Origin of the sequence: Aeromonas sp. Prich7-2 (genome assembly GCF_017939255.1) — a bacterium.
Lineage (GTDB): Bacteria > Pseudomonadota > Gammaproteobacteria > Enterobacterales > Aeromonadaceae > Aeromonas > Aeromonas caviae.
Window position 1 is genome coordinate 1 of sequence record NZ_JAGKRI010000004.1, and the last position, 23235, is coordinate 23235.

Genomic DNA, 23235 nt, shown 5'->3' on the forward strand with positions numbered 1-23235 from the left:
CCAGGAGTTGCTCCAGATAGTGATTAGCATTAATAATGGTCATAGGCTTCGCGCGTGTTGATTTTGTTTGGCGATAAAATTAGATCACAAACGAAGCCTTTTTTATATCTATTTCAATTGGTTGGCGCTAAAGATCCTGTACATGAGGGTGCAATAAGCGAAGCGAATTGCACCCTACGACCACTCCCTGAGGTTATGGCGGGCACGGTTTTGGTTCCCCCTCTTATTCGCTGAGGCGAGCACGCTTGTCCAGGCCGCGAGACAGGATGTCGAGCGAGCGGCGCCGGGCCATGGATGGCCCGTCGCCGCGTGCCGTCGGACAAGCGGGTGAGCCGAAGGAACCCGACGAAGTCGGGCGAATAAGCGGGGGAGAAGACCTTTGGTGACTTTGGGTCTTTCCAAAGTCACTCGCCCCGGCCCGAAGGGCGGGCGAAACACCTTCGAGGCCAGCGGCCTCGCGTCCTGCACGGCGAAGCCGAGCCGTCTACCATCCCCAAAAAATGCAAAGCGGACGATTACGCCTATCGGCTAATCGACCCTACGATTGCACGGCGCAGCCGTGCCTGCTCGCCACAGGCTAGGAGTCTGGCTGGACGCTGGGATGCCACCGGCAAAGGGGGGCGTGGCCGCCCCTATCGGCCCAAGAAGGGTTCCCAGTCCTTGAACACCGGCTGCAACCCTGCCTGCCGCACGGCGGCGGCCACTTCCCCCACCGGGCGGTCGTCGTGGATGGCGAACTGCTCCAGCTCCTCTTTATCCCCCTCGGCATAGCCACCCGGCTGGGTGCGCGACTCGGCCGACATCTGGGTGATGCCAAGGCGCACCGCGCCGTTGCGAAAGGTGGCCGACTCGCGGGTGGAGAGCGACAAATCCAGCGTGGGCGAGAAGAGGCGCCAGGCGCAGATAAGCTGGGCCAGCTGGCGATCCGACATGACCACTTCAGGTTCCAGCCCACCGGTGCAGGGGCGCAGGCGCGGGAAGGAGAGGGAGTAGCGGCTCTGCCAGTGGTGGCGCTCAAGCCAGGCGAGGTGCTCGGCGACAAAGTAGCTGTCGGCACGCCAGTCCGAGGAGAGACCGATGAGCGCCCCCAGCCCTATCTTGTCGATACCGGCGCGGCCGAGCCGATCCGGCGTGGCGAGGCGCCATGCGATGTCCCGCTTGTTGCCGCGCAGGTGATGGCGGGCGTAGGTGGGGGCGTGGTAGGTCTCCTGATAGACCATGACCGAATCGAGGCCGAGGGTCTTCAGCTCGGCATATTCATCCTGCGAGAGGGGCTGCACCTCCATCCCCACCGTGCTGAAGTGACGGCGGATGATGGGCAACACCTGCCGAAAATAGGCGAGCCCCACCTTGTGCTCGTGCTCGCCGGTCACCAGCAGCACGCTGTCAAAACCGCGCGCCTTGATGGCCAGACACTCGCGCTCAATCTCCTCGCTATTCAAGGTCTTGCGCTTCAAGCGGTTGCTCATGGAGAAGCCGCAGTAGGTGCAGTCGTTGGCACAGAGGTTCGACAGATAGAGCGGCACATAGAAGCCGATGGTGTTGCCAAAGCGCTGGCGGGTCAGCCGCTCGGCCTCGGCCGCCATCTGCGGCAGATACGCCTCGGCGGCCGGGGAGATCAGCGCCATAAAGTCCGCCAGGGTGCGGCGGGAGGTAGTCAGCGCCCGCTCTACATCTGCCGCTGTTTTGGCGCGGATCTGCATGCCGATATCGTCCCACCCCAGCTCGAGCCATCTATCGAGAAAACTCTCCGACTTTCTCTCAACCCCCTCCCGGCCTCCCCCTTCACAAGGGGGAGGTGTTAATCCGCCCCCCCGATCTCCTACTTCACAAGAGGGCGGAGTCGACACTCCCTCCCCTGGCAAGGGGAGGGTCGGGGTGGGGTCATTGGCATGCTGACTCATAACGCCCCCAGAAAATCGGTAAGCGGGCTGGAGGCTTGGGCCTGCAGGGCGCGGGCGCCGAGACCGGCTTCATAGGCACTGCGCCCGGCAGTGCAGGCCAGTGAAAAGGCGCGGCCCATGGCGACCGGGTCGCCACTGACGGCAATGGCGGTGTTGACCAGCACGGCATCGGCCCCCAGCTCAAAGGCGGCGGCGGCATGGCTCGGCGCACCGATCCCCGCATCCACCACCACGGGCACATTGGCCTGCTCGACGATGATGGAGAGAAACTCCCGGGTCACCAGCCCTTGATTGGAACCGATGGGGGCGCCCAGCGGCATCACGGCGGCGCAACCCACCTCTTCGAGCCGCTTGCACAGCACGGGGTCGGCGCCGCAGTAGGGCAGCACCACAAAGCCCTCTTTCACCAGCTGCTCGGCGGCTTTGAGCGTCTCGATGGGATCGGGCAAGAGGTAGCGCGGATCGGGGTGGATCTCGAGCTTGAGCCAGTTCGTCCCCAGCGCCTCGCGGGCGAGGTGGGCGGCAAATACCGCCTCGGCGGCGGTCTTGGCCCCCGAGGTGTTGGGCAGCAGCTTGACCCCGAGTTGCCGAAGGGGCGTGAGGATATCGTCGTGGGCCTTGCCCGGTTCGAGCCGCTTGATGGCCATGGTGACCAGCTGGGAGCCACTCGCCTCGATGGCGGCGGCCATCAGTTCCGGGCGGGCAAACTTGCCGGTGCCGGTAAAGAGGCGCGAAGAGAAGGTGTGATCGGCAATCTTGAGCATGTCAGCCTCCCGCCACTGCGATAAGAAGAGATGAGGCCCCGCCGCAAGGCAGGGCGCGCGAAGATGGGACTGCGAGCATCATGGGTCAGCCTCCGGCAATGGCGGTGAAGAGGTGGAGTTCGTCCCCGTCATTGAGACGGGTCTCGGCCCAGCGGCCACGGGGCAGCACGGCGCCGTTGAGGGCCACCGCTACCCCCTGAGGGGGAATCTCCTGCACCGCCAGCAGCTCAGTCAGGCGCTGGCCGGTGGGCAGCGTCAGCTCGATATCGTTCAATCGGATCTTCATGGTTAATTCTCCAGGGCCGGGTGGGTGCTGCCGCAGACCGGGCAATCGGGATCGGGAGCCAGCGTGAGGGTCTGCCACTGATGGGTCAGGGCATCAAACCGGCGCAATGTGCCCGCCACCGGGCTCGGCATCCCGAGCAGCAGTTTCAGTGCCTCCAGCGCCTGCAAAGAGCCCATCACCCCCACCAGCGGGCCGGTGACGCCGCTGGTCTCGCAGCTTTCCCTGATCTCGGTATCCAGCGGATAGAGGCAGGCGTAGCAGGCGTGCTCACTGCTGGTGCGCGCCATCAGCTGCCCCTGCCAGCCCACTGCGGCGGCACAGACCCAGGGCTTGCCCTGGGCCACGCAGGCGGCGTTGATGGCCTGGCGGGTGGCGAGGTTGTCGCAGCAGTCGACAACCAGATCCACCTCGGTCACAAACTCCGGCAGGCTGGCGGCATCGAGTCGCTGATTGATGGCAATCAGCTCCACCAGCGGGTTGTGGGCGGACAAGCGCTCGCGGGCCAGCTCCGCCTTGGAGTGGTTGACCGCCTCGCTATCGAACAGGATCTGGCGCGGCAGATTGCTGGAGTCCACCGTATCGCCATCGGCCAGCCACAAAGTGCCCACCCCGGCCCCCGCCAGATAGAGGGCGAGCGGCGAGCCGAGCCCGCCGAGGCCCACGATCAGCACAGACTTATCTTTCAGCCGCGCCTGACCGGCTTCCCCCACTTCCGCCAGCATCAGCTGGCGGCCGTATCTCAGATACTCTTTGTCACTAAGAGAAGCGGCATCAGAGCGCATGTTCTGCCTCCCGTATCACGCAGGCCGAGCGCGGTTCATCCCCCGCCCCCACGGCAGCGAGCAGCCGCTCGGTCGCGCCCTGCCAGTCATCGCTCGCCGTGATGGCCGAGACCAGCGCAATGCTGCCGACCCCGCTTGCCTTGACCGCCGCCACCCGCTCCTCGCTGATGCCACCGATGGCCACCGTCGGCCAGTCGCACATCAGGGCGCGGTAGTGGTGCAGCCGCGCCAGCCCCTGGGGGCGCGAAGGCATCGCTTTGGTGTTGGTCGGGAAGATATGGCCCAGCGCGATATAGGAGGGGGCCAGCTCGCGGGCCCGCATCAGCTCGAAGTAGCCGTGGGTGGAGATGCCAAGACGCAGCCCCGCCGCCTGAATGGCGGCGAGATCGGCGGTCTCCATATCCTCCTGCCCCAGATGCACGCCCCAGGCGCCCGCCTCGATGGCTTGCTGCCAGTAGTCGTTGATAAAGAGCCGCGCCCCATGGCGGCGACCGAGCGCTACCGCATCACGAATGGCCGGCGCCACCTCTGTGGCGGGCAGATTCTTGATCCGCAGCTGGATGGTCTTGACCCCGGCCCCCAGCAGGCGTTTGAGCCACTTGACCGAGTCCACCACCGGATAGAGGCCGAGGTTGTGTTCGGTCGGCGCAAAGGGGCCCTGCGGCAGACGGGCGCTGCTCGCTTCATACAATCCAAAGCGGCGATCGAGCGGTGAGCCCGCCAGCACGGCACGGGGGAAGTGGGCAAGATCGGCAGGCCAGCCGAGATGGGCGATGGGCCCCGGGCCTGCCCCCACCCCTTGCGCCGCCGCCAAGCCCTGTTGCAGGTAGGCGCGCGCCAGGGTGATGGCGTCCTCCACCGGATAGTCCTGCGCCACCACGGCGGCGATGGCGCTGGCGTAAGCGCAACCGGTGCCGTGACCGTGGCGGGTATCGAGGCGCGGCGCGGCGAGCCAGAATTCGCGGGTCTCATCCTGGTAGTAGTCGAGGCAGAGATCCCCGCCCCATTCAAGGTGGCCCCCCTTGACCAGCACGGCGCGAGCGCCGAGTTCGCGCAGCCGCCGGGCGGCGAGGCGCACCAGCTCGGGACTGGTGGCGGGCAGGCCGGTCAGGGCTTCCAGCTCGGGACCATTGGGGGTGATCAAGGAGAGGCGCGGCAGCAGGTGCTCGCGCACCGCCACCAGCATGCCGGGCTCCGCCATGGGGGTGCCGGTGCTGGCGATGGCCACCGGGTCGTAGACCACGAAGGGAGCCTCGACGGTCGACAACCTGCGTGCCAGCACCTCCACATGCAGCCGGGTCGGCAGCAGGCCGATCTTGATGGCGGCGGGTGGCAGATCCAGCCCCAGGGCATCGATCTGGGCGGCGAAGGTCTGCATCAGCACGGGGTCGACCATCTTCACCGCCACCGAGTTCTGGGCCGTGATGGCGGAGATGACGGAGCAGCCGTGCACGCCGAGGTCATGCATCGTGTGCAAGTCGGCCTGAATGCCGGCCCCGCCGCCGGAGTCGGACCCGGCGATGGTCCAGACCACGGGGCGGGCCTGCGTCACAGGCGACAGGTCGGCGGGGCTGACAGCCCCGCGCTCGCTGCTCACGCCTCCTCCCCTGCGGCCTGCTTCAGGGTCGCCGCCTGATGGTAGATCTCGCCGCCGGTCTCCTTGAAGGTTTCCGCCATGCGGGCCATGCCGCTCTCCACCTCGGCCACCACCCGCTCCTGCTGGCCGTCCATGCCGACCAGCTTGATCTCCACGGCTTCCAGTTTCGCCGCATAATCGCGCACGTCCTGGGTGATCTTCATGGAGCAGAACTTGGGCCCGCACATGGAGCAGAAGTGGGCCACTTTGCCGGACTCCTGAGGCAGGGTCTCGTCGTGGTAGGCGCGGGCGGTGTCGGGATCCAGGGCCAGGTTGAATTGATCCTCCCAGCGGAACTCGAAGCGCGCCTTGGACATGGCGTTGTCGCGGATCTGGGCGCCCGGGTGGCCCTTGGCAAGGTCAGCCGCGTGGGCGGCGATCTTGTAGGTAATGAGCCCCTGCTTCACGTCCTCCTTGTTGGGCAGGCCCAGGTGTTCCTTGGGAGTCACGTAGCAGAGCATGGCGCAGCCGTACCAGCCGATGAGCGCGGCGCCGATGCCGGAGGTGAAGTGATCGTACCCCGGGGCAATGTCGGTGGTGAGCGGGCCCAGGGTATAGAAGGGCGCCTCGTGGCAGTGCTCCAGCTGCTCGGTCATGTTGCGCTCGATCATGTGCATGGGTACGTGGCCGGGCCCCTCGATCATCACCTGCACGTCGTATTCCCAGGCAATTTTGGTGAGCTCGCCCAGGGTGCGCAGCTCGGCGAACTGGGCCTCGTCGTTGGCGTCATAGACGGAGCCCGGACGCAGACCGTCACCCAGCGACAAGCTCACGTCGTAGGCGGCGCAGATCTCGCAGATCTCGCGGAAGTGCTCGTAGAGGAAGTTCTCCTTGTGGTGCGACAGGCACCACTTGGCCATGATGCTGCCACCGCGCGAAACGATGCCGGTGAGGCGCTTGGCAGTCATGGGCACGAAGCGCAGCAAGACGCCGGCGTGGATGGTGAAGTAGTCCACCCCCTGCTCGGCCTGCTCCAGCAGGGTATCGCGGAACAGCTCCCAGGTGAGGTCTTCGGCGATGCCGTTGGTCTTCTCCAGCGCCTGATAGATGGGCACGGTACCGATGGGCACCGGGCTGTTGCGCAGGATCCACTCGCGGGTCTCGTGGATGTAACGGCCGGTGGAGAGATCCATCACGGTGTCGGCGCCCCAGCGGGTGGACCAGACCAGCTTCTCCACCTCCTCTTCGATGCTGGAGGTGACCGCCGAGTTGCCGATGTTGGCGTTGATCTTCACCAGGAAGTTGCGGCCGATGATCATGGGCTCCGCTTCCGGGTGGTTGATGTTGCTGGGGATGATGGCGCGACCGGCGGCCACTTCATCGCGCACGAACTCGGGGGTGATGTTCTGGGGCAGTCTGGCGCCAAAGCCCTGACCCGGATGCTGGGTGCGCAGGAGCTCGGAGCGCACTCGCTCGCGGCCCATGTTCTCGCGGATGGCGATAAATTCCATCTCGGGGGTGACGATGCCTTGGCGGGCATAGTGCAGCTGGGTGACCCGGCGGCCCGGCTTGGCGCGGCGGGCGCTCGGCAAATGTTCGAAACGCAGGTGATCCAGCCCCTCGTCCGCCAGCCGCTCCTGAGTGAAGGTGGAGCTCAGCCCGTCCAGCGCGTCGGTGTCAGCACGCTCCAGCACCCAGGCTTCGCGCAGGCGCGGCAGACCGCGGCGCACGTCGATGGGGGCGGCCTCTTCCCCATAGGGGCCCGAGGTATCGTAAACCGGCACCGGCTCGTTGGGCTCGAACTGGGGAGCCTCCTTGGTGCCGCCGACGAAGGTGTCGGCCAACTGGATCTCCCGCAGAGGCACACGGATGTCGGGGCGAGAACCCTGGATAAAGATACGGCGGGAATTGGGGTGAGCCATCCCCTTCAGGTTGTCGATAAAGGTCTGGGCGCTGGAGCGCTGCTCGCGGCGGCTGGATTTGGTGGTATCAGAAACATTGGTAGACATAGCAAAACTCACATTAACTGGTTGAAGTTATGGGTGTTTGCTTGTCTGGAGTTCGAGGAGAAGATGAACTTGCGGCGGGGTGTGCTGGGGGGAGTGAGCCGGGCATGGATCTTCCCTGCTCTGCCGTCCCGGTGTTTCCCTAGTCTGGAAACCCGGCGCCCTAAGGACAACCGGACGGGACAACCTCCCCCTGTGCGCCTGTGCCAGCCAGAGGCGGTCTGCCTCTGGCTGGCGGGAAGGTGTGCCTTCCCCGGCGCGGTAACCCGCAAGTTACCCTTGTTTCCCTTCGCAGGTCTTAACCTGATCAGGTTCCACGGATCCCGAATTAACGGTCTCAGCTTAGCGTCGTTCGACGGTCAGCACTCCGACAAGATGTGCGCCAGTATAAGTGGGGAAATTTAAAGTACAAGCCATTAACAAGGGGAAAGGGAGAGAGGTCTCACTCTTCGGCGTCGAGGGGATCCTCGGGGTCAGGAATGAGGATATCGGTGAGGCGGCCCTCTTCATCCCGGCTCAGCACCAGGCGGCGACCCGGTTGCAGATCGGCGGCGCTGCCGTTGATCCAGCGAGTGTCAGCATCAAACACCAGCACACCGAGATCCTGTAGCAGCAATGCCTGCTGATTATGGGTGAGCAGTCGATCCTCCGCCCGCCGCCAGCTGGCCCCGAGCGCCGGATCCGGCGCCCCGTCGAGCACCCGGATCGTCTCGGCGACGCCGTAGCGGCTCTGGATCGCGAGGTGCATACCGGGCACGAGCCCGTCCGGCTGCGCCACGCCGTGCAGTTCGGCACTGCCGAGCTCCAGCTCAGCCCCCTGGAATTGCAGGCGCACCCCGTCGTTGTGCTCCAGCTCCACCAGCCAGAGCTCGGCGTCGTCGGCAAGGGTGCAGAAGGGCAACAGCAGCAGGCAGAGTGCGGTTCGGGTCATGGCAGGCGGTCCGGGGTCACGGGGTGAGGTTTAACTATGGCCCCGGACGGGCAATTTTTCCCGGTCCGCCCTGACCGGTCAGTCATCCTCCCGGCACTGGCTCAGGCGCATGCCGTCAAACTTGCACTCCAGCTCCAGCCAGCGTCCCTCGAACGGGGAGAGGCTCCCATCCGAGGTGACATAGCCCCAGATCCGTCCCCCTTCCACCGGCCCTTCCAGTTCCATCTCGTCCTCCTCTTCCAGCGCCTCCACCTCGCGAACGAGCCGCCGCGCCCCTGCCGCCGTCTCCTGCACGACCCCTTCCAGATCGACCCAGGTCCCGCCGAGATCGTCCTCATCCAGGCCATCCTTGAAGCGGGTGCGCTCATCGATCACGAAGGGAATGCCATTGACCATCAACTGGCCAAGCTGCCAGGTGGTGCGGCCCGTGAGCTTGAACTCGGCCGCCTGCACCAGACCAAAAGGCAATAGAATCAATAACCAGAAGGCGCAGAGAGACTTCTTCATCGGGGATCCTCGGGGTTACACTGGCACACAGGATGACCCATCCGGTGTGAAATGGCCGTGAAATATCGGCACAGACCAGGAGATCAGAGCATGAAAATACTGGTGGTGGAAGACAGTCCCCAGGTGGCGGAGACCATCATGGACTATCTGGCGCTGGCCGGGCACAGGGTGGATTGCGCCTATCATGGCCAGGCCGCGCTGCAACTGCTGGCCCAGGAGCGCTTCGACGTCATCATCATGGACGTCATGATGCCGCGCCTCGACGGCCTGCGTACCGTGGAGCGGCTGCGTGCGGACGGCATCGCGACCCCGGTGCTCTTTCTCACCGCCCGTGACAGCCTGGAGGACAAGCTGGCAGGCTTCAGGGCGGGGGGCGACGACTATCTGGTCAAGCCGTTCGCCATGGAGGAGCTGGAGGTGCGCCTGGAGGCCCTCAGCCTGCGTGGCCCCAGAGGGGACATGGGCGTGCTCTGCTTTGGCGATCTGACGGTGGATCCCGCCAGCGGCCGCGCCACCCGCGCCGGGGTGGAGCTCAAACTCGGCAAGATCCCGTTCCAGATCCTCACCCTGCTGGTGAAGCGCGCGCCCCAGCTGGTGACGCGCCAGGAGGTGCTCGACACCGTCTGGGGCGACGAGGAGCCCGACTCCGACGCCCTGCGCAGCCACATCTATGCCCTGCGCAATGTACTCGACAAGCCCTTCCCCACCCCCATGCTGGAGACCCTGCACGGCCAGGGCTACCGGCTGGTGACCCCATGACGAACCCGACGCCGCCCCTTGCCTCCGGTCTGCCGAGCCTGCGCCGGCGCCTGGTGCTGGCGCTGGGAGGGGCCGGTCTGCTGCTGCTGGTGATCCTGAGCCTGCTGATGGTGGTGGCCGAGAACAAGATGGAGGAGCTGAGCCTGCGCCACTGGCTGGAGGCGGAGGCAACCCGCTATGACGACGACTGGTTGCGCCTCGGCATGGCGGCCCCCGCCCCCAGCCCGCGCCAGTTCTCCAGCTACTGGACAGAGGCGGGCCGCCTGCCCGCCTGGCTCAAGGCCTACCAGAGCCCCGGCTTCTTCGAGCATCAGCTGGGCCGGGAGGACAAGCACTTCCTGGTACGCGCCCACCCCTCGGGTCAGGGGCTGCTCTATCTGGTGTTCAACGACGATGCGGACGACTACCTGGACCCTTACGAAGCCAAGCTGCATCTGGTGACCCGCCTCATCGGCCTGGCTCTGCTGCTGGGGAGCCTCGCCTTCGGCATCTGGCTGGTGCGTCACATCACCAGGCCGCTGGAGCGGCTGCGCCAGCGGGTCGCCCACCTGACCCCGGATCAGGGGGACTTCGTGCCCGATGCCCCCTGGCAGGAGCTGCGAGAGATAGAGCAGGCGCTGCTGGCGGGCAAGCACGAGGTAGCCGCCGTGTTTGCCCGTGAACAGGAGTTCAGCCGCTTTGCCAGCCACGAGCTGCGCACCCCCAACATGGTGATCCAGGGATCCGCGGCCCTGCTCGGCAAGGTGAATGACCTGCCCGCCCCGGCAGCCCGCGCCGTCAGCCGCATCCGCGCCGCCGCCGACGAGATGGCCCTGCTCACCGAAACCTTCCTGCTGCTGGGACGCAAGGAGGCCGTGGAGCGCCCGCCCCAGCAGGTGGCGCTGCTCATTCGCCGGGAGCTGACCCGCCTCGCCCCCCTGCTGCAACGGGAGACGCTGGACATTCGCCTGCAACTGGACGAGGAGAGCGAGGTGCAGGCCCCCCTCTCCCTGCTCGCCATCGCCCTCGGCAACCTCTTGAAAAACGCCCTGAGCTACGCCGAGGGGCACATCGAGATCACCCTGCACGAGCAGGTGCTCACCATCAGCAACCCCACCGCCGCCGCGCCGGATCAGATCCTCGGCTACGGCTGCGGCCTCACCATCATCCAGCGCATCTGCGAGAAGCTGGGCTGGCAGATTGAGACCCACCTGGTGGATGGGGTCTTCAGCGCCCGGCTGGTGATGATTTCCGGCGCTCCCGGGGCGGCATAGCCCCCTCATCCCCGGCCCTTCTCCCCGGCTGTTCAACAGAGTGGGAGAAGGGAGACAGTTCCCGGCAAGCCCGCTGCCTTCCAGCCCACCCGCCAGATAGCAACAAGGCGCCCGAGGGCGCCCTGTGTTTACCTGTCTGACACTCGTTTGGGGCTCATTCCGCCGGCTTGTGCTTGCGGCTCGCCTTGAGCTCGAGGAACTCGATGATCTTGCCCGCCACGTCCTTGCCGGAGGCAGCTTCCACCCCCTGCAGGCCGGGGGAGGAGTTCACCTCCAGCACCAGCGGGCCGCGGGCGCTACGCAGAATATCCACCCCGGCCACGTCCAGCCCCATGATCTTGGCGGCCTGCACGGCGGTGGCACGCTCTTCCGGCGTGATCTTGATGGCTTCGGCGGTGCCGCCCCGGTGCAGGTTGGAGCGAAACTCCCCCGGCTGGGCCTGGCGGCGCATGGCGGCCACCACCTTGCCGTTGACCACCAGGCAGCGGATATCGGCACCGTTGGCCTCGCGGATGTACTCCTGCACCAGGATGTTGTTGTTGGTCTGGATAAAGGCCTCGATGACGCTCTCGGCGGCCTTCTGGGTTTCGCACAGCACCACGCCAATCCCCTGGGTGCCCTCCAGCAGTTTCACCACCAGGGGGGCGCCCCCCACCATGGTGATGAGATCCGGTACGTCGTGGGTGCTGTGGGCATAGCCGGTCACCGGCAGGCCGATGCCGTGACGGGAGAGCAGCTGCATGGCGCGCAGCTTGTCCCGGGAGCGGGAGATGGCCACCGAGCTGTTGAGGGCCATGGTGCTCATCATCTCGAACTGGCGCAGCACGGCGGTGCCATAGAAGGTGATGCTGGCACCGATGCGCGGGATCACGGCGTCATAGCTCTCCAGCTCCCGTCCTTCGTAATGGATGGAGGGGCTGTGGGAGGCGATGTTCATGTAGCAGCGCAGGGTGTCGAGCACCTCGACCTGATGCCCACGGGCCCGGGCCACCTCGACCAGACGGCGGGTGGAGTAGTTGTTGGGCTCACGGGATAAAATGGCAATATTCATGGAAATGGCAGACCTGATAATCGGACTGGAGAGTATAAGGTGCCATGAACGACTGGCAACGCCAATCCTTTCCCCTCACCATGCGCGGTTCTGCAAGAACAGGCAAAAACCGAGAGTGCCGCACTCAAGAACGGACCGTTCTGCAAGACGGCGCCAGCCACCAGCTCTCATGCCGGATGGCGCACAGCGACGTCAATGGGGGCCGCGCAGCCCTTGTTGCAACTCAAGCAGCAGGGCGACCTCCTGCAAACGGCGCGCCGTGGTGCCGGCCCAGCCTCCCAAAGGCACGGGGACCAGCAGGGTCTGGGCGATGCAGTGGCGATAGAGGGGCCCCTCATGTTGCCAGCCCCGCATCCCGTCGACGTCGTGATGGTGCAGCCACTCCAGGTTGCCGCGGCGAAGCAGCTCGATGCGCCGCCCGTCCTTGAGGTGCAGGCAAAGCCCCTTCTTCTCCACCCCGGGACCGGCATACTTGTCGAGCCAGAGGGTCAGGGGCACCCCTGCCGCCTCGCCGCGCAGGCAGGCCCGCCCCTCGGCGGTCTCCAGATCCCCGCGCCGGATGGGCTGCCCCAGCCGGTCGCAGACGCCCTCCGCGATCAGGTGCAGGCGGTCGTCCCCACCCAGGGCCACCAGCAGTTCCCGGATCATCGCCAGCAGATGGGTGCCGATGTCGAGGATCACCCCGTCTGGATGGCGCAGGACCCGCCGATCCGGCTCCCCGGTGGCGAAGTTGAGGGCATAGGGATGCCCCGCCTCGTCCAGGCCACAGGGTTCCAGCAAAAAGCCCTCCACCGCGCTGATATCGGCGAGGGTGGCCAGCCCGACCCCGGCGCCGCCTGGTTCCCGAGGCTGCCAGCCTTCATCCAGTTTTCCGCTCAGCAGCAACTGCTGGACGGCATTGCGGGCCATCCAGTGATCCAGCGCCAGCACCCTGGCTGCCACCTCGGGGGCCGCCAGCAGGGCGTGCAGGCGATCGTGCTGGGCCAGGGTGGCCACCACGGGTTTCTCCACCAGGATGAGGGGAATGGCGCTGGCCAGTGCCTGCTCCAGCACGGACAGATGCAGCAGGGAAGGGGTGGCGATCACCAGCCGATCCAGGGGTTCGGCCAGCAGGGCTTCCAGGGTCGGGGCAGACATGACGCCGGGCAGGGTGATGGCGGGATCAAAACCCCATATCTCGGTATTTTCCGCCAGGGCGGCGAGTGCAGGCAGATAGGCTGTCTGCACCACGGCCCCCAGACCGACAAATCCAATCTTCATGGCAACCTCGATATGGCGTGCGTACCCGGCGCCTGCCCCGCACCGCGTGAGGCGGGGCAGACGGGGCTCAATGCAGGTTGGGCCCCAGCCAGCGTTCGGCCTCTGCCAGGGTCATCCCCTTGCGCTGGGCGTAGTCTTCCACCTGATCCTGCTGGATCTGGGCCACGGCGAAGTATTTGCTCTCGGGGTGGGAGAAGTACCAGCCGGATACCGCCGCCCCCGGCCACATGGCGTAGGACTCGGTGAGCTGCATGCCGATGGCCTGTTCGACGTCCAGCAGCTCCCAGATGCTCCCCTTCTCGGTGTGCTCCGGGCAGGCCGGGTAGCCCGGCGCCGGACGTATCCCCTGGTAATTTTCGCGAATCAGTTCCTCGTTGCTGAGCGCCTCGTCCGGGGCATAGCCCCAGTGCACTTTGCGCACCTGCTCGTGGAGGTATTCGGCAAAGGCCTCAGCGAGGCGATCGCACACCGCCTGAATGAGAATGGCGTTGTAGTCGTCGTGGTCCGCCTTGTAGGCCTTGGCGATGGCCTCCTCGCCGATGCCGCCGGTCACCGCGAAGGCGCCGATCCAGTCGGGCTTGCCGCTCTCTTTCGGCGCCACATAGTCCGCCAGACAGTAGTTGGGAAAGCCCTGCTTCTCGCTCTGCTGGCGCAGGTGGTGCAGCACCTTGCGCACCTGGGTGCGGGTCTCGTCGGTGTAGACCTCGATGCTGTCCCCCACGGCGTTGGCGGGGAACAGGCCGACGATGCCGGCACAGCGCACGCTCTGATCCTTCTCCAACTGGTCCAGCATGGCGTTGGCGTCGGCGTAGAGGCGCGTCGCTTCCTCCCCCACCACCTCATCTTCCAGGATGCGGGGGAACTTGCCCGCCAGCTCCCAGCTCAGGAAAAACGGCGTCCAGTCGATGTAGGGGCGCAGCACAGAGATGGGCACGTTTTCGAAGGTCTGCACGCCGGGCTCCCGGGGCGCCGGGGGCTCATAGCCCACCCAGTCCAGCTGATGGCGGTTGGCACGGGCATGGGCCAGGGAGACCGGCTTGGAGCGCGGCTGCTTGCGGGCATGCTGATCCCGGGCAATCTCGTACTCCTTGTCGATGCGGGCGACGAAGGCGGGCTTGAGCTCCGGGCTCAGCAGGCTCTGGGCCACCCCCACGGCGCGGGAGGCGTTGGAGACATAGACCACGGGCTCGGAGTAGTTCTGCTCTATCTTCACCGCGGTGTGGGCCTTGGAGGTGGTGGCACCGCCGATGAGCAGCGGCAGCTTGAACCCCTGACGCTCCATCTCCTTTGCTACGTGCACCATCTCGTCCAGGGACGGAGTGATGAGGCCCGACAGGCCGATGATGTCGGCGTTTACTTCCCGGGCCGTTTTGAGGATGGTCTCGCAGGAGACCATGACCCCGAGATCCACGATCTCGAAGTTGTTGCACTGGAGCACCACCCCGACGATGTTCTTGCCGATGTCGTGCACGTCGCCCTTGACGGTGGCCAGCACGATTTTGCCGTTGCTGGAACCGCCGGACTTCTCCGCCTCGATGTAGGGTTGCAGGTAGGCCACCGCCCGCTTCATCACCCGGGCCGACTTCACCACCTGGGGCAGGAACATCTTGCCGGCGCCGAACAGATCGCCCACCACATTCATGCCATCCATCAGCGGCCCCTCGATGACGTGCAGCGGCTTCTCGGCCTGGGCGCGCGCCTCCTCGGTATCCTCCTCGATGAAATCAGTGATCCCCTTGACCAGGGCGTGTTCGAGCCGCTTGCCCACCGGCCAGCTGCGCCACTCCTGATCCCGCGGATCCTCCGCCTGGGCACCCGCGCCGCGATACTTCTCTGCGATGGCCAGCAGCGCCTCGGTGGCGTTGTCGTTGAGGTTCAGCACCACCGCCTCGACCTTCTCTTTGAGCTCGGCCGGGATGTCTTCGTAGATGGCAAGCTGGCCCGCGTTGACGATCCCCATGTCCATGCCGTTCCTGATGGCGTGGTAGAGGAAGACAGCGTGGATGGCTTCGCGCACCGGCTCGTTGCCACGGAAGGAGAAGGAGACGTTGGAGACGCCGCCGGAGATCATGGCGTGGGGCAGGTGCGTTTTGATGTCCTTCACCGCCTCGATGAAGTCCACCGCGTAGTTGTTGTGCTCGTCGATGCCGGTCGCCACCGCGAAGATGTTGGGGTCGAAGATGATGTCTTCCGGCGGGAAGCCGACGCGGTCCACCAGAATGCGGTAGGCGCGCTGGCAGATCTCGAACTTGCGGGCCCGGGTATCGGCCTGGCCCACCTCGTCGAACGCCATGACGATGACGGCGGCGCCGTAGCGGCGCAGCAGTTTCGCCTGCTCGATGAATTTGTCCTCCCCCTCCTTCATGGAGATGGAGTTGACCACCGGCTTGCCCTGCACGCACTTGAGGCCCGCCTCCAGCACCTCCCACTTGGAGGAGTCGATCATCACCGGCACCCGGGCGATGTCCGGTTCCCCGGCGATGAGGTTCAGGAAGCGCACCATGGCCGCCTCGGCGTCCAGCATCCCCTCATCCATGTTGATGTCGATGATCTGGGCGCCGTTTTCCACCTGCTGCTTGGCCACGTCCAGGGCCTCGTCGTAGAGCCCTTCTTTTATCAAGCGCTTGAACTTGGCCGAGCCGGTGACGTTGGTCCGCTCACCCACGTTCACGAACATGGAGTCCGCCGTGATGATGAGAGGCTCCAGGCCCGACAACCGGCAGGCCACCGGCAGATCCGGCAGGGCGCGGGGCTTGATGCCCGCCACGGCGTCCGCCATGGCGCGGATGTGGGTCGGGGTGGTGCCGCAGCAGCCGCCCACCAGGTTGAGAAAGCCGCTCGAAGCCCACTCGCGGATATGCTCCGCCATCTCGACCGCGTCCAGATCGTACTCGCCAAACGCATTGGGCAGACCGGCGTTGGGGTGAGCGCTGACATAGGTCTCGCTGATGCGGGACAGCTCCTCCACGTACTGGCGCAGCTCGTCCGGCCCCAGCGCACAGTTGAGGCCGAAGGAGACCGGTTTGACGTGGCGAAGGGAGTGGTAGAAGGCCTCGGTGGTCTGGCCCGAGAGGGTACGACCGGAGGCGTCCGTGATGGTGCCGGAGATCATCACCGGCAGGCTGTAACCCAGCTCCTCGAACACCAGGTCTACCGCGAAGGCGGCCGCCTTGGCGTTGAGGGTGTCGAAGATGGTCTCGATCAGGATGATGTCGGCACCGCCCTCGATCAGGGCGTGGGTCGATTCGGTGTAGGCGGCCACCAGCTCGTCATAGGTGACGTTGCGCTTGCCCGGGTCGTTCACGTCCGGCGAGATGGAGGCGGTACGGTTGGTGGGGCCCAGAACCCCTGCCACAAAGCGCGGTTTCGCCGGGTCCTTGGCGGTCCACTCGTCCGCCACGGCGCGGGCCAGGCGGGCCGCCTCCCGGTTTATCTCGGCCGAGAGCGCTTCCATCTCGTAGTCCGCCATGGCGATGCGGGTGGCGTTGAAGGTGTTGGTCTCGAGGATGTCGGCCCCGGCGGCACAATACTGGTCGTGGATCTCGCGAATGACGGCGGGACGGCTCAACACCAGCAGGTCGTTGTTGCCCTTGATGTCGGTATGCCAGTCGGCAAACCGCTCCCCCCGATAGTCCGCCTCACCGAGTTTGTAACCCTGAATCATGGTGCCCATGGCCCCGTCGATGATCAGGATCCGCTCCTTGAGACAGACTTCCAGCCTGGTTGTGACATCCGCTTTCTTGTTCGACTCTCTGCTCGACACCGCTCGTACCCCTTACATCCATGCAACTGCGTGATGCCCATCCTAGCAGCAATCAAATTAAATGGAAATCTAGCCGTCTATCTGTCCATGACAGCGATTAAATATAACCATAAATAGGTAATGAGCATGATCTAACCCGGGAGTACCCTATGCCCGTCCTCAAGAGGGATACGTGCTTGCTGTTTACCAAAGAGAAAAATAACTATGAGCGTCTACTACACACTCTGCTTCCTGGCAGCGTTGGCGATCTTCATCGCCTTTGCCAACCAGTATGTTGTGAAGATCCAGACCACCATCGCCATCACTGCGGGCTCCATGCTGATCTCCGCGCTGCTGGTGCTGTTTGGCAAACTGGGTTGGTTCAATCTGGAGCCTCTCGCCATCAAGACCATGGAGAGCATCGACTTCCAGAACTTCCTGTTGAAGGGGATCCTGGGCTTCCTGCTGTTCGCCGGCGGCCTTGGCATCAACCTCAAGGCGTTGCGTAGCCAGAAGTGGGAAATCACCATTCTGGCCATAGCCGCCACCCTGCTCTCCACCTTCCTCATCGGCTACGGCTTCTGGTTCATCGCCAAGCTGCTGGGCTGGGATGTGCCGCTGGTCTACTGCATGTTGTTCGGTGCCCTGATCTCCCCCACCGACCCCATCGCCGTACTGGCCATCGTCAAGAAGATGAAGGCGCCACCCCAGATCGCCATCCAGATCGAGGGGGAATCCCTGTTCAACGACGGTGTCGGTCTGGTCATCTTCGCCACCGTGTTTGCCGTGGCCTTTGGCGGCGTGGAGCCCACCTTCGGCAGCGTGGCCGGTCTGTTCCTGCATGAGGCTCTCGGCGGCATCCTGTTCGGGGCCGTGCTGGGTCTCATCGCCCACGTGATGATCAGCGCCACCGACGACGGCTCCCTGGAGCTGCTGCTGACCCTCTGCATCCCGACCGCGGGCTTCGCCTTCGCCAACATGATCGGCGTCTCCGGCGCCCTGGCCATGGTGGTGACCGGCATCATGATCGGCAACTGGACCCGTCATTCCGGCTTCTCCGAGCAGAGCCAGCACCACCTGGATCACTTCTGGGAGTTGATGGATCAGTTCCTCAACGCCCTGCTGTTCCTGCTGATCGGTCTGGCACTGGTGCTGCTGGACCTCGACTGGCGCGACTGGATCCTGCTGGTCATCGCGGTGCCGCTCTGCCTGGCTGCCCGCTTCATCAGCGTCTCCCTGCCCTATGTGACGTTCCGCAAGTTCCGCAGCTACAACACCTTCTCGGTGCGCATCCTCACCTGGGGCGGCCTGCGTGGCGGTCTGGCCATGGCCATGGCCCTGGCACTGCCATCCGGTGTCATGATGATCCCGGAGCACAACGTCGATCTGCGCCAGGTGATCCTGGTGATGACCTACTCGGTGGTGATGTTCTCCATCGTGGTACAGGGCATGACCATTACCCCCATGATCACCGCCGCCAAGAAGGCCTGCGGCGACGCCTGAGCCCGTCCCTGACCGGCAATGAAAAGGGCTCCCTCGGGAGCCCTTTTGCCGTCCCCGTGGCCGTGAAAAACAGGGAATGACTGGGTGAACGCACAAATAGTGTTTGCTTTTTACACATTTCGAGGAGAGAATGCGCGCCGGCTAGTTAATCAGCCCTGATTATGTTCGCAATGCTTCACCTCACGATGAATCCTGCCAGTACCCGCATAACCTTCTTCTGATTTACTCGCCTTGAGAACCGTTCAGGCTGTCTGCCTGCGTTGCCCGGCTCTCACGGTGCAGACCCGATCTGCCCACTCCCAAGTAGCATCATGCATCCGCATGGTCCTTGGCGCCTTCCTTGAAAGTGCAGACGCCCCTGAACCGGGCTGGGTATTCCTGCGCGCTCGTCCGCCATCGTGCTGACCGCGCCCATTGACCTGACATTTGCCAATACAAGGAGCAAACACTTAATTTATATAGAGAAATACCATGATGAAACACGTACAGATCCGCAAACCCCTGCGTCGCAGCAAACCCATCAACCTGCCCGTGCAAGAACACGACGACGATGCGTTCCTGATCCAGTTCAGCACCCGCTTCAGCGGCGGCTTCGCCATCTCCTGTGATGGCATCGCCGGCGAGTTCTCCATCGAAGAGCTCAACTGATCCTGCCTGCCCACCGGCAGCGCCCGATGCAGACAGGCCGCAACTCACGGCGGCCTCCTTGCCTGACGTCATAGTCTGCATGGCCCCACCACCCGAGCGATGACTAGACCCCGCAAGTCTCCTTGTCCGGCGCCTCCAGCAGCAGGCACTCCTCCTCGCCGGCTCCCAGCCTGACCCGTTTGCCCTGACTCAGCCCCAGCTTGGCGAGTAACCGGACCGAGCGCTCATTGCCCGGAGTGACGATGGCGACCACCCGCTCGATGCCGAGCCGTTCGCGGCCATCTGCCATGGCCGCCCGCGCGGCTTCGATGGCATAGCCCTGACCACGCCAGGCGGGCAGGAAGGCATAGCCGATGTCTTCACAGGGCAGGGTATCGCGCTTGATCAGACCGCAGATGCCGAGCCTGGCCCCGTCTTCCCGCCGCACCACCAGATAGAGTCCGTGACCGTGGCGGGCATAACTGACCGCAGGCCCCTGCTGGATGTAGTTTTCGGCATCCGCCAGGGTACGCACCCCGCGATCGCCGATGTAGCGGTGAAAATCGCCATCGTTGAGCAGTTCGAGAATGAATGGGGCATCGACAACGGTCAGTTCGCGCAGTTCCAGGCGCTCGGAGAGGATCATGACATGGGCTCGTTCGGCAGAGAGAGTGTCCAAGACTGCTCCCGCCCCGCCCCCTTGGCAAGTCCCGGACGATATTTTCGCCCCCGGGAGCCGCGTCCCCGCTATACTGCCCACCCCATGGAACAGGCAGGAGAACGGCCATGACCGATACCCCCGAATTTTTTGATGAAGAGACACTTCTGGAGATGGTGGAGAACCAGCTCGCCGACGGCCACCCCCTCCAGGTGAAAGCCACCCTGATGCGCCTGGTGATGAAGGGCACCCCGCGGGAAGAGGCGCTGCAATACATCGCCTGCGCCCTGGGCGCCGAACTCATGGCCATGGAAGCCGAACAGGGCCCCTTCAACCTCGTCCGTTACGGCGAGTTTCTCGACAGCCTGCCCGAGATGCCCTGGGCCGAATGACCCGGGCCGATTAGGCAAGCCCCGGCGCCAGCCATTATCATTACTGCCACCACCAATGACGGGAGTATGGGGATATGCGCTGGCAAGATCGCCGTGAGAGCAACAATGTGGAAGACCGGCGCCAGCAAGGCGGCGGCAACGGGGGTCGCGGCCTGCCCATCGGCGGCAAGGGGCGCCTGATCCTGCTGGTGGTGGTCATGGTGGCGGGGTACTACGGCGTGGACCTCGGCCCCCTGCTGCAGGATCCGGCCCCGCAGAGCCAGCCCCAGCGTCAGAACTCGTCCCAGGCTGCCAACGATCCCCTCGCCCGCTTCACCTCGGTGATGCTCGCCTCCACGGAGGACGCCTGGGGCGAGATGTTCCAGCAAAGCGGTAACCGCTATCAGGCCCCCAGACTGGTGCTCTATCGCGGTGCGACCCGCACCGGCTGCGGCCAGGGGCAGTCGGTGATGGGGCCCTTCTACTGTCCGGCCGACAGCACCGTCTACATCGATCTCTCCTTCTATCAGGACATGCGCGACAAGCTGGGGGCCGACGGCGACTTCGCCCAGGGCTATGTGATCGCCCATGAGGTGGGCCACCACGTGCAGAACCTGCTCGGTATCTCCACCAAGGTGCGCCAGCAGCAACAGGGGCTGAGCCAGGTCGCCCAGAACCGGTTGTCGGTCAAGCTCGAACTGCAGGCGGACTGCTTCGCCGGGGTCTGGGGCCACTACATGGAAAAAGAGCAGGTGCTGGAGCGCGGCGATCTGGAAGAGGCGCTCAACGCCGCCCAGGCCATCGGCGACGACAGGTTGCAGCAGCAGGGTCAGGGCCGGGTCGTTCCCGACAGCTTCACCCACGGCACCTCGGCCCAGCGCCTCACCTGGTTCAAACGCGGTTTTGACAGCGGCAAGCCCGCCAGTTGCGACACCTTCGCCGCCCGCTGAAGGGGGCAAACGCAAAGGGGCCGATTCCTCACGGAGCCGGCCCCTTTCCTTTCTCACCCGAGGGGGTCTTCCCTCATTCGGGATCCTCCGCCAGCAGATCGGTGAAGACGAAGCCGTCCCGCAGCACCGTCTCCCCCACCCGGATGGGCAAGGGATGCAGGAACATGGGGCCGTCCCAGGCCAGGGTGTGAAATTCCCCGTTCTCGCCGCAGGGATCCACCCCGGCGGGCAGGGCAGCCAGCAAGGCCGGACCGAATTCATGACCACCTAACCCGGCGTCCAGCTTGCCCGGATCCAGGGTGCAGACCCTGGCCTTGAGCCCGGCGTCGATCATCGCCTGCGCCAGCTCGGTCGTGTCGCTGCCCCAGAGCGGGAAGAGCGGCGTGATGCCGGTCCCCGCCAGTTGCCGCTCCCGATAGGCGCGCACATCCTCAAGAAAGAGATCCCCGAACGCCATGTGGTGAATGCCCTTGGCCTGCACATCGGCGATGAAGCCCGTCATGATGCGCCCATACTCCTCATTGCTGCAGGGCCAGGGCAGGTCGATGGTGGTCAGCGGCAAGCCCACGCACTCAGCCTGTGCCAGCAGCAACTGCTTGCGCACCCCGTGCATGGCCACCCGCTCGAACGCCTGGTTGAGGGTGGTGAACAGCCCCACCACCTCGATGGCCGGATCCTGGCGCAGGCGATGCAAGGCCCAGGCGCTGTCTTTTCCGCTGCTCCAGGAGAGCAGTACCTTTTTCTTCGTCATGATCTCTCCAGCTACTTGCCGCACCGTGCTGCAAGACAGTGTTGCGAATTGTGCGATTTACATTGCGGGACACAAAAGCATACCCTCGTGGGTGAGCGTATCCCCGCAGCACACCGGGGAGAATAACTAAAAAAACGATGGGAAACATAAGGATATGAGTAAAGTCAGCACATCGCACGACCACGGTCGCCCCCTCAATCGACAGGATTACAAAACCCTGAGCCTGGCGGCGCTGGGCGGCGCCCTCGAATTCTACGACTTCATCATCTTCGTCTTCTTCGCCGTGGTCATCGGCGAGCTCTTCTTCCCGGCCGACATTCCCGAGTGGCTGCGCCAGTTCCAGACCTTCGGCATCTTCGCCGCCGGCTACCTGGCTCGTCCCCTGGGGGGCATCATCATGGCCCACTTTGGCGATCTCATCGGCCGCAAGCGGATGTTCACCCTCAGCATCATCCTGATGGCCTTGCCGACCCTGCTGATCGGCCTGCTGCCCACCTACGCCGTGCTCGGCATCGCCGCCCCCCTGCTGTTGCTGCTGCTGCGGATCCTGCAAGGGGCCGCCATCGGCGGGGAGGTCCCCGGTGCCTGGGTCTTCGTGGCCGAACACGTGCCCGCCCGCCGGGTCGGTGTCGCCTGCGGCACCCTCACCGCGGGGCTGACCGCCGGCATCCTGCTCGGCTCCCTGGTGGCGACCGCCATCAACCGTGGCATGAGCCCGGGGGATGTGAGCGACTGGGGCTGGCGTCTGGCCTTCGTGCTCGGCGGCGTGTTCGGCATCGTCGCCATGTACCTGCGCCGCTGGCTGCACGAGACCCCGGTCTTCGCCGAGATGCAGGCCAACAAGTCCCTGGCCGAGGAGCTGCCCCTCAAGACGGTGCTGCGTGAACACAAGGGCAGCGTCGTCGTTTCCATGCTGCTGACCTGGCTGCTCTCCGCCGGCATAGTAGTGGTGATCCTGATGACCCCGACCTATCTGCAGAAGGTGCACGGCATCAGCCCGGCCGATGCCCTGACCGCCAACTCCCTGGCCATCGTCGCCCTCACCCTGGGCTGCATCGTCTATGGTCGCCTGATCGATGCCATCGGCAGCGGTCCTACCTTCATCCTGGGCTCCCTGCTGCTGGCCGGCGCCACTTATACCTTCTACCACAGCCTGGCGGCCGGCACGGATCAGCTGGTGCCCCTCTACATGCTGGCGGGCTTTGCGGTGGGGATCGTCGGCGCCGTGCCCTACGTCATGGTCAATGCCTTCCCGCCGGTGGTGCGCTTCTCCGGGCTGTCGTTCTCCTACAACGTGGCCTACGCCATCTTCGGCGGCCTCACCCCCATGCTGGTCACCCTCTGGATGAAGGAGGACGTGCTGGCCCCCTCCCACTATGTGGTCAGCCTGGCCGCCCTCGGTTTCGTGCTCGGCATCTGGCTCTGGCTGCGCCAGCGCGGCCAACGCCAGGCCACCCCGCAGGCCGCCTGATCCTTCCCAAGCAAGCCCCGCACTGTCGGGGCTTGTTCTTTGCGGATATCATCGACCGGGTGGCGGTCCGCTGCGGACCTGCC

20 protein-coding genes and 1 riboswitch are annotated in these 23235 nt (G+C 64.9%); of the genes, 7 read left to right on the plus strand and 13 right to left on the minus strand.

Going from position 1 to position 23235, the window contains the following annotated elements; all coding sequences use genetic code 11:
• Positions 1-632: 632 nt before the first annotated feature.
• The 8 genes from thiH to J9892_RS00620 form a co-directional block, all read right to left on the minus strand.
• Complete coding sequence (thiH, locus tag J9892_RS00585; protein ID WP_113978251.1) at positions 633-1904, minus strand: 2-iminoacetate synthase ThiH; 1272 nt, start codon at positions 1902-1904, stop codon at positions 633-635.
• Positions 1901-2668: a thiazole synthase gene (locus J9892_RS00590; RefSeq protein WP_113978250.1), complete on the minus strand. Its 768-nt coding sequence runs from the start codon at positions 2666-2668 to the stop codon at positions 1901-1903. Before J9892_RS00590 ends, thiH begins: the two co-directional genes overlap by 4 nt.
• A gap of 85 nt (positions 2669-2753) precedes the next feature.
• Positions 2754-2954, minus strand: a complete 201-nt coding sequence (gene thiS, locus J9892_RS00595) for a sulfur carrier protein ThiS (protein ID WP_039040452.1) — start codon at positions 2952-2954, stop codon at positions 2754-2756.
• A gap of 2 nt (positions 2955-2956) precedes the next feature.
• Positions 2957-3736 carry a HesA/MoeB/ThiF family protein gene (locus J9892_RS00600; RefSeq protein WP_201872587.1) on the minus strand — a complete coding sequence of 260 codons (780 nt, stop codon included), beginning with the start codon at positions 3734-3736 and terminating at the stop codon, positions 2957-2959.
• Positions 3726-5333 carry a thiamine phosphate synthase gene (gene thiE / locus J9892_RS00605; protein ID WP_201872586.1) on the minus strand — a complete coding sequence of 536 codons (1608 nt, stop codon included), beginning with the start codon at positions 5331-5333 and terminating at the stop codon, positions 3726-3728. Before thiE ends, J9892_RS00600 begins: the two co-directional genes overlap by 11 nt.
• Positions 5330-7321, minus strand: coding sequence for a phosphomethylpyrimidine synthase ThiC (gene thiC / locus J9892_RS00610; RefSeq protein ID WP_069785503.1), 1992 nt, complete (start codon positions 7319-7321; stop codon positions 5330-5332). The genes thiE and thiC overlap by 4 nt, the downstream gene beginning before the upstream one ends.
• Before the next feature lie 263 nt (positions 7322-7584).
• Positions 7585-7698: riboswitch (TPP riboswitch) on the minus strand.
• A 62-nt stretch (positions 7699-7760) separates the two neighbouring features.
• The gene (locus J9892_RS00615; protein ID WP_039040448.1) at positions 7761-8249 is read right to left on the minus strand and encodes a hypothetical protein; all 489 of its coding nucleotides are present in this window, start codon (positions 8247-8249) and stop codon (positions 7761-7763) included.
• Positions 8250-8327: 78 nt separating this feature from the next.
• Entirely contained in the window at positions 8328-8756 is a 429-nt protein-coding gene (locus tag J9892_RS00620) for a hypothetical protein (RefSeq protein WP_029313554.1), read from the minus strand.
• 90 nt (positions 8757-8846) lie between these two features.
• Between J9892_RS00620 and J9892_RS00625 the strand changes: the two genes are divergently transcribed.
• Positions 8847-9515: a response regulator transcription factor gene (locus J9892_RS00625; protein WP_039040446.1), complete on the plus strand. Its 669-nt coding sequence runs from the start codon at positions 8847-8849 to the stop codon at positions 9513-9515.
• Positions 9512-10768, plus strand: a complete 1257-nt coding sequence (locus J9892_RS00630; protein ID WP_161653041.1) for a HAMP domain-containing sensor histidine kinase — start codon at positions 9512-9514, stop codon at positions 10766-10768. The genes J9892_RS00625 and J9892_RS00630 overlap by 4 nt, the downstream gene beginning before the upstream one ends.
• A 154-nt stretch (positions 10769-10922) precedes the next feature.
• Here J9892_RS00630 and rimK read toward each other — a convergent pair whose 3' ends face one another.
• From rimK to metH, 3 genes are all read right to left on the minus strand, one after another.
• Positions 10923-11819, minus strand: coding sequence for a 30S ribosomal protein S6--L-glutamate ligase (gene rimK / locus J9892_RS00635; RefSeq protein WP_010672657.1), 897 nt, complete (start codon positions 11817-11819; stop codon positions 10923-10925).
• 192 nt (positions 11820-12011) lie between these two features.
• Positions 12012-13079, minus strand: a complete 1068-nt coding sequence (locus J9892_RS00640) for a Gfo/Idh/MocA family oxidoreductase (RefSeq protein ID WP_161653040.1) — start codon at positions 13077-13079, stop codon at positions 12012-12014.
• 67 nt (positions 13080-13146) lie between these two features.
• Complete coding sequence (gene metH / locus J9892_RS00645; protein WP_210537844.1) at positions 13147-16842, minus strand: methionine synthase; 3696 nt, start codon at positions 16840-16842, stop codon at positions 13147-13149.
• A gap of 204 nt (positions 16843-17046) precedes the next feature.
• Between metH and J9892_RS00650 the strand changes: the two genes are divergently transcribed.
• Together J9892_RS00650 and J9892_RS00655 are read left to right on the plus strand one after the other, a co-directional pair.
• Positions 17047-18324, plus strand: a complete 1278-nt coding sequence (locus tag J9892_RS00650; RefSeq protein WP_041214319.1) for a sodium:proton antiporter — start codon at positions 17047-17049, stop codon at positions 18322-18324.
• Between the two features lie 471 nt (positions 18325-18795).
• Complete coding sequence (locus J9892_RS00655) at positions 18796-18972, plus strand: hypothetical protein (RefSeq protein ID WP_010672653.1); 177 nt, start codon at positions 18796-18798, stop codon at positions 18970-18972.
• Between the two features lie 103 nt (positions 18973-19075).
• On the opposite strand, the gene J9892_RS00660 is transcribed toward J9892_RS00655, so the two are convergent.
• A complete protein-coding gene (locus tag J9892_RS00660; RefSeq protein WP_049637292.1) occupies positions 19076-19597 on the minus strand; it encodes a GNAT family N-acetyltransferase in 522 nt (173 codons plus the stop codon).
• A gap of 140 nt (positions 19598-19737) precedes the next feature.
• On the opposite strand from J9892_RS00660, the gene J9892_RS00665 reads away from it, so the two are divergent.
• Together J9892_RS00665 and J9892_RS00670 are read left to right on the plus strand one after the other, a co-directional pair.
• A complete protein-coding gene (locus J9892_RS00665; protein ID WP_039040440.1) occupies positions 19738-20001 on the plus strand; it encodes a hypothetical protein in 264 nt (87 codons plus the stop codon).
• 74 nt (positions 20002-20075) lie between these two features.
• Complete coding sequence (locus J9892_RS00670; protein ID WP_161469778.1) at positions 20076-20930, plus strand: neutral zinc metallopeptidase; 855 nt, start codon at positions 20076-20078, stop codon at positions 20928-20930.
• Positions 20931-21003: 73 nt separating this feature from the next.
• Here J9892_RS00670 and J9892_RS00675 read toward each other — a convergent pair whose 3' ends face one another.
• Complete coding sequence (locus J9892_RS00675; protein ID WP_210537847.1) at positions 21004-21681, minus strand: adenine nucleotide alpha hydrolase; 678 nt, start codon at positions 21679-21681, stop codon at positions 21004-21006.
• A 154-nt stretch (positions 21682-21835) separates the two neighbouring features.
• On the opposite strand from J9892_RS00675, the gene J9892_RS00680 reads away from it, so the two are divergent.
• On the plus strand, positions 21836-23152 hold the full coding sequence (locus J9892_RS00680) for an MFS transporter (RefSeq protein WP_039040437.1): 1317 nt from the start codon (positions 21836-21838) through the stop codon (positions 23150-23152).
• The last annotated feature ends 83 nt before the right edge of the window (positions 23153-23235 follow it).

Excerpts from the sequence above, each read along its gene's own strand:
- J9892_RS00600 (WP_201872587.1), bottom strand. The coding sequence starts at position 3,736 with ATGCGCTCTGATGCCGCTTCTCTTAGTGACAAAGAGTATCTGAGATAC.
- thiH (WP_113978251.1), bottom strand. The coding sequence starts at position 1,904 with ATGAGTCAGCATGCCAATGACCCCACCCCGACCCTCCCCTTGCCAGGG.
- J9892_RS00590 (WP_113978250.1), bottom strand. The coding sequence starts at position 2,668 with ATGCTCAAGATTGCCGATCACACCTTCTCTTCGCGCCTCTTTACCGGC.
- thiC (WP_069785503.1), bottom strand. The coding sequence starts at position 7,321 with ATGTCTACCAATGTTTCTGATACCACCAAATCCAGCCGCCGCGAGCAG.
- J9892_RS00665 (WP_039040440.1), top strand. The coding sequence starts at position 19,738 with ATGACCGATACCCCCGAATTTTTTGATGAAGAGACACTTCTGGAGATG.
- J9892_RS00670 (WP_161469778.1), top strand. The coding sequence starts at position 20,076 with ATGCGCTGGCAAGATCGCCGTGAGAGCAACAATGTGGAAGACCGGCGC.
- J9892_RS00680 (WP_039040437.1), top strand. The coding sequence starts at position 21,836 with ATGAGTAAAGTCAGCACATCGCACGACCACGGTCGCCCCCTCAATCGA.
- J9892_RS00615 (WP_039040448.1), bottom strand. The coding sequence starts at position 8,249 with ATGACCCGAACCGCACTCTGCCTGCTGCTGTTGCCCTTCTGCACCCTT.
- rimK (WP_010672657.1), bottom strand. The coding sequence starts at position 11,819 with ATGAATATTGCCATTTTATCCCGTGAGCCCAACAACTACTCCACCCGC.
- J9892_RS00675 (WP_210537847.1), bottom strand. The coding sequence starts at position 21,681 with ATGACGAAGAAAAAGGTACTGCTCTCCTGGAGCAGCGGAAAAGACAGC.
- J9892_RS00660 (WP_049637292.1), bottom strand. The coding sequence starts at position 19,597 with ATGATCCTCTCCGAGCGCCTGGAACTGCGCGAACTGACCGTTGTCGAT.
- J9892_RS00640 (WP_161653040.1), bottom strand. The coding sequence starts at position 13,079 with ATGAAGATTGGATTTGTCGGTCTGGGGGCCGTGGTGCAGACAGCCTAT.
- J9892_RS00655 (WP_010672653.1), top strand. The coding sequence starts at position 18,796 with ATGATGAAACACGTACAGATCCGCAAACCCCTGCGTCGCAGCAAACCC.
- J9892_RS00625 (WP_039040446.1), top strand. The coding sequence starts at position 8,847 with ATGAAAATACTGGTGGTGGAAGACAGTCCCCAGGTGGCGGAGACCATC.
- thiS (WP_039040452.1), bottom strand. The coding sequence starts at position 2,954 with ATGAAGATCCGATTGAACGATATCGAGCTGACGCTGCCCACCGGCCAG.
- J9892_RS00630 (WP_161653041.1), top strand. The coding sequence starts at position 9,512 with ATGACGAACCCGACGCCGCCCCTTGCCTCCGGTCTGCCGAGCCTGCGC.
- J9892_RS00620 (WP_029313554.1), bottom strand. The coding sequence starts at position 8,756 with ATGAAGAAGTCTCTCTGCGCCTTCTGGTTATTGATTCTATTGCCTTTT.
- J9892_RS00650 (WP_041214319.1), top strand. The coding sequence starts at position 17,047 with ATGAGCGTCTACTACACACTCTGCTTCCTGGCAGCGTTGGCGATCTTC.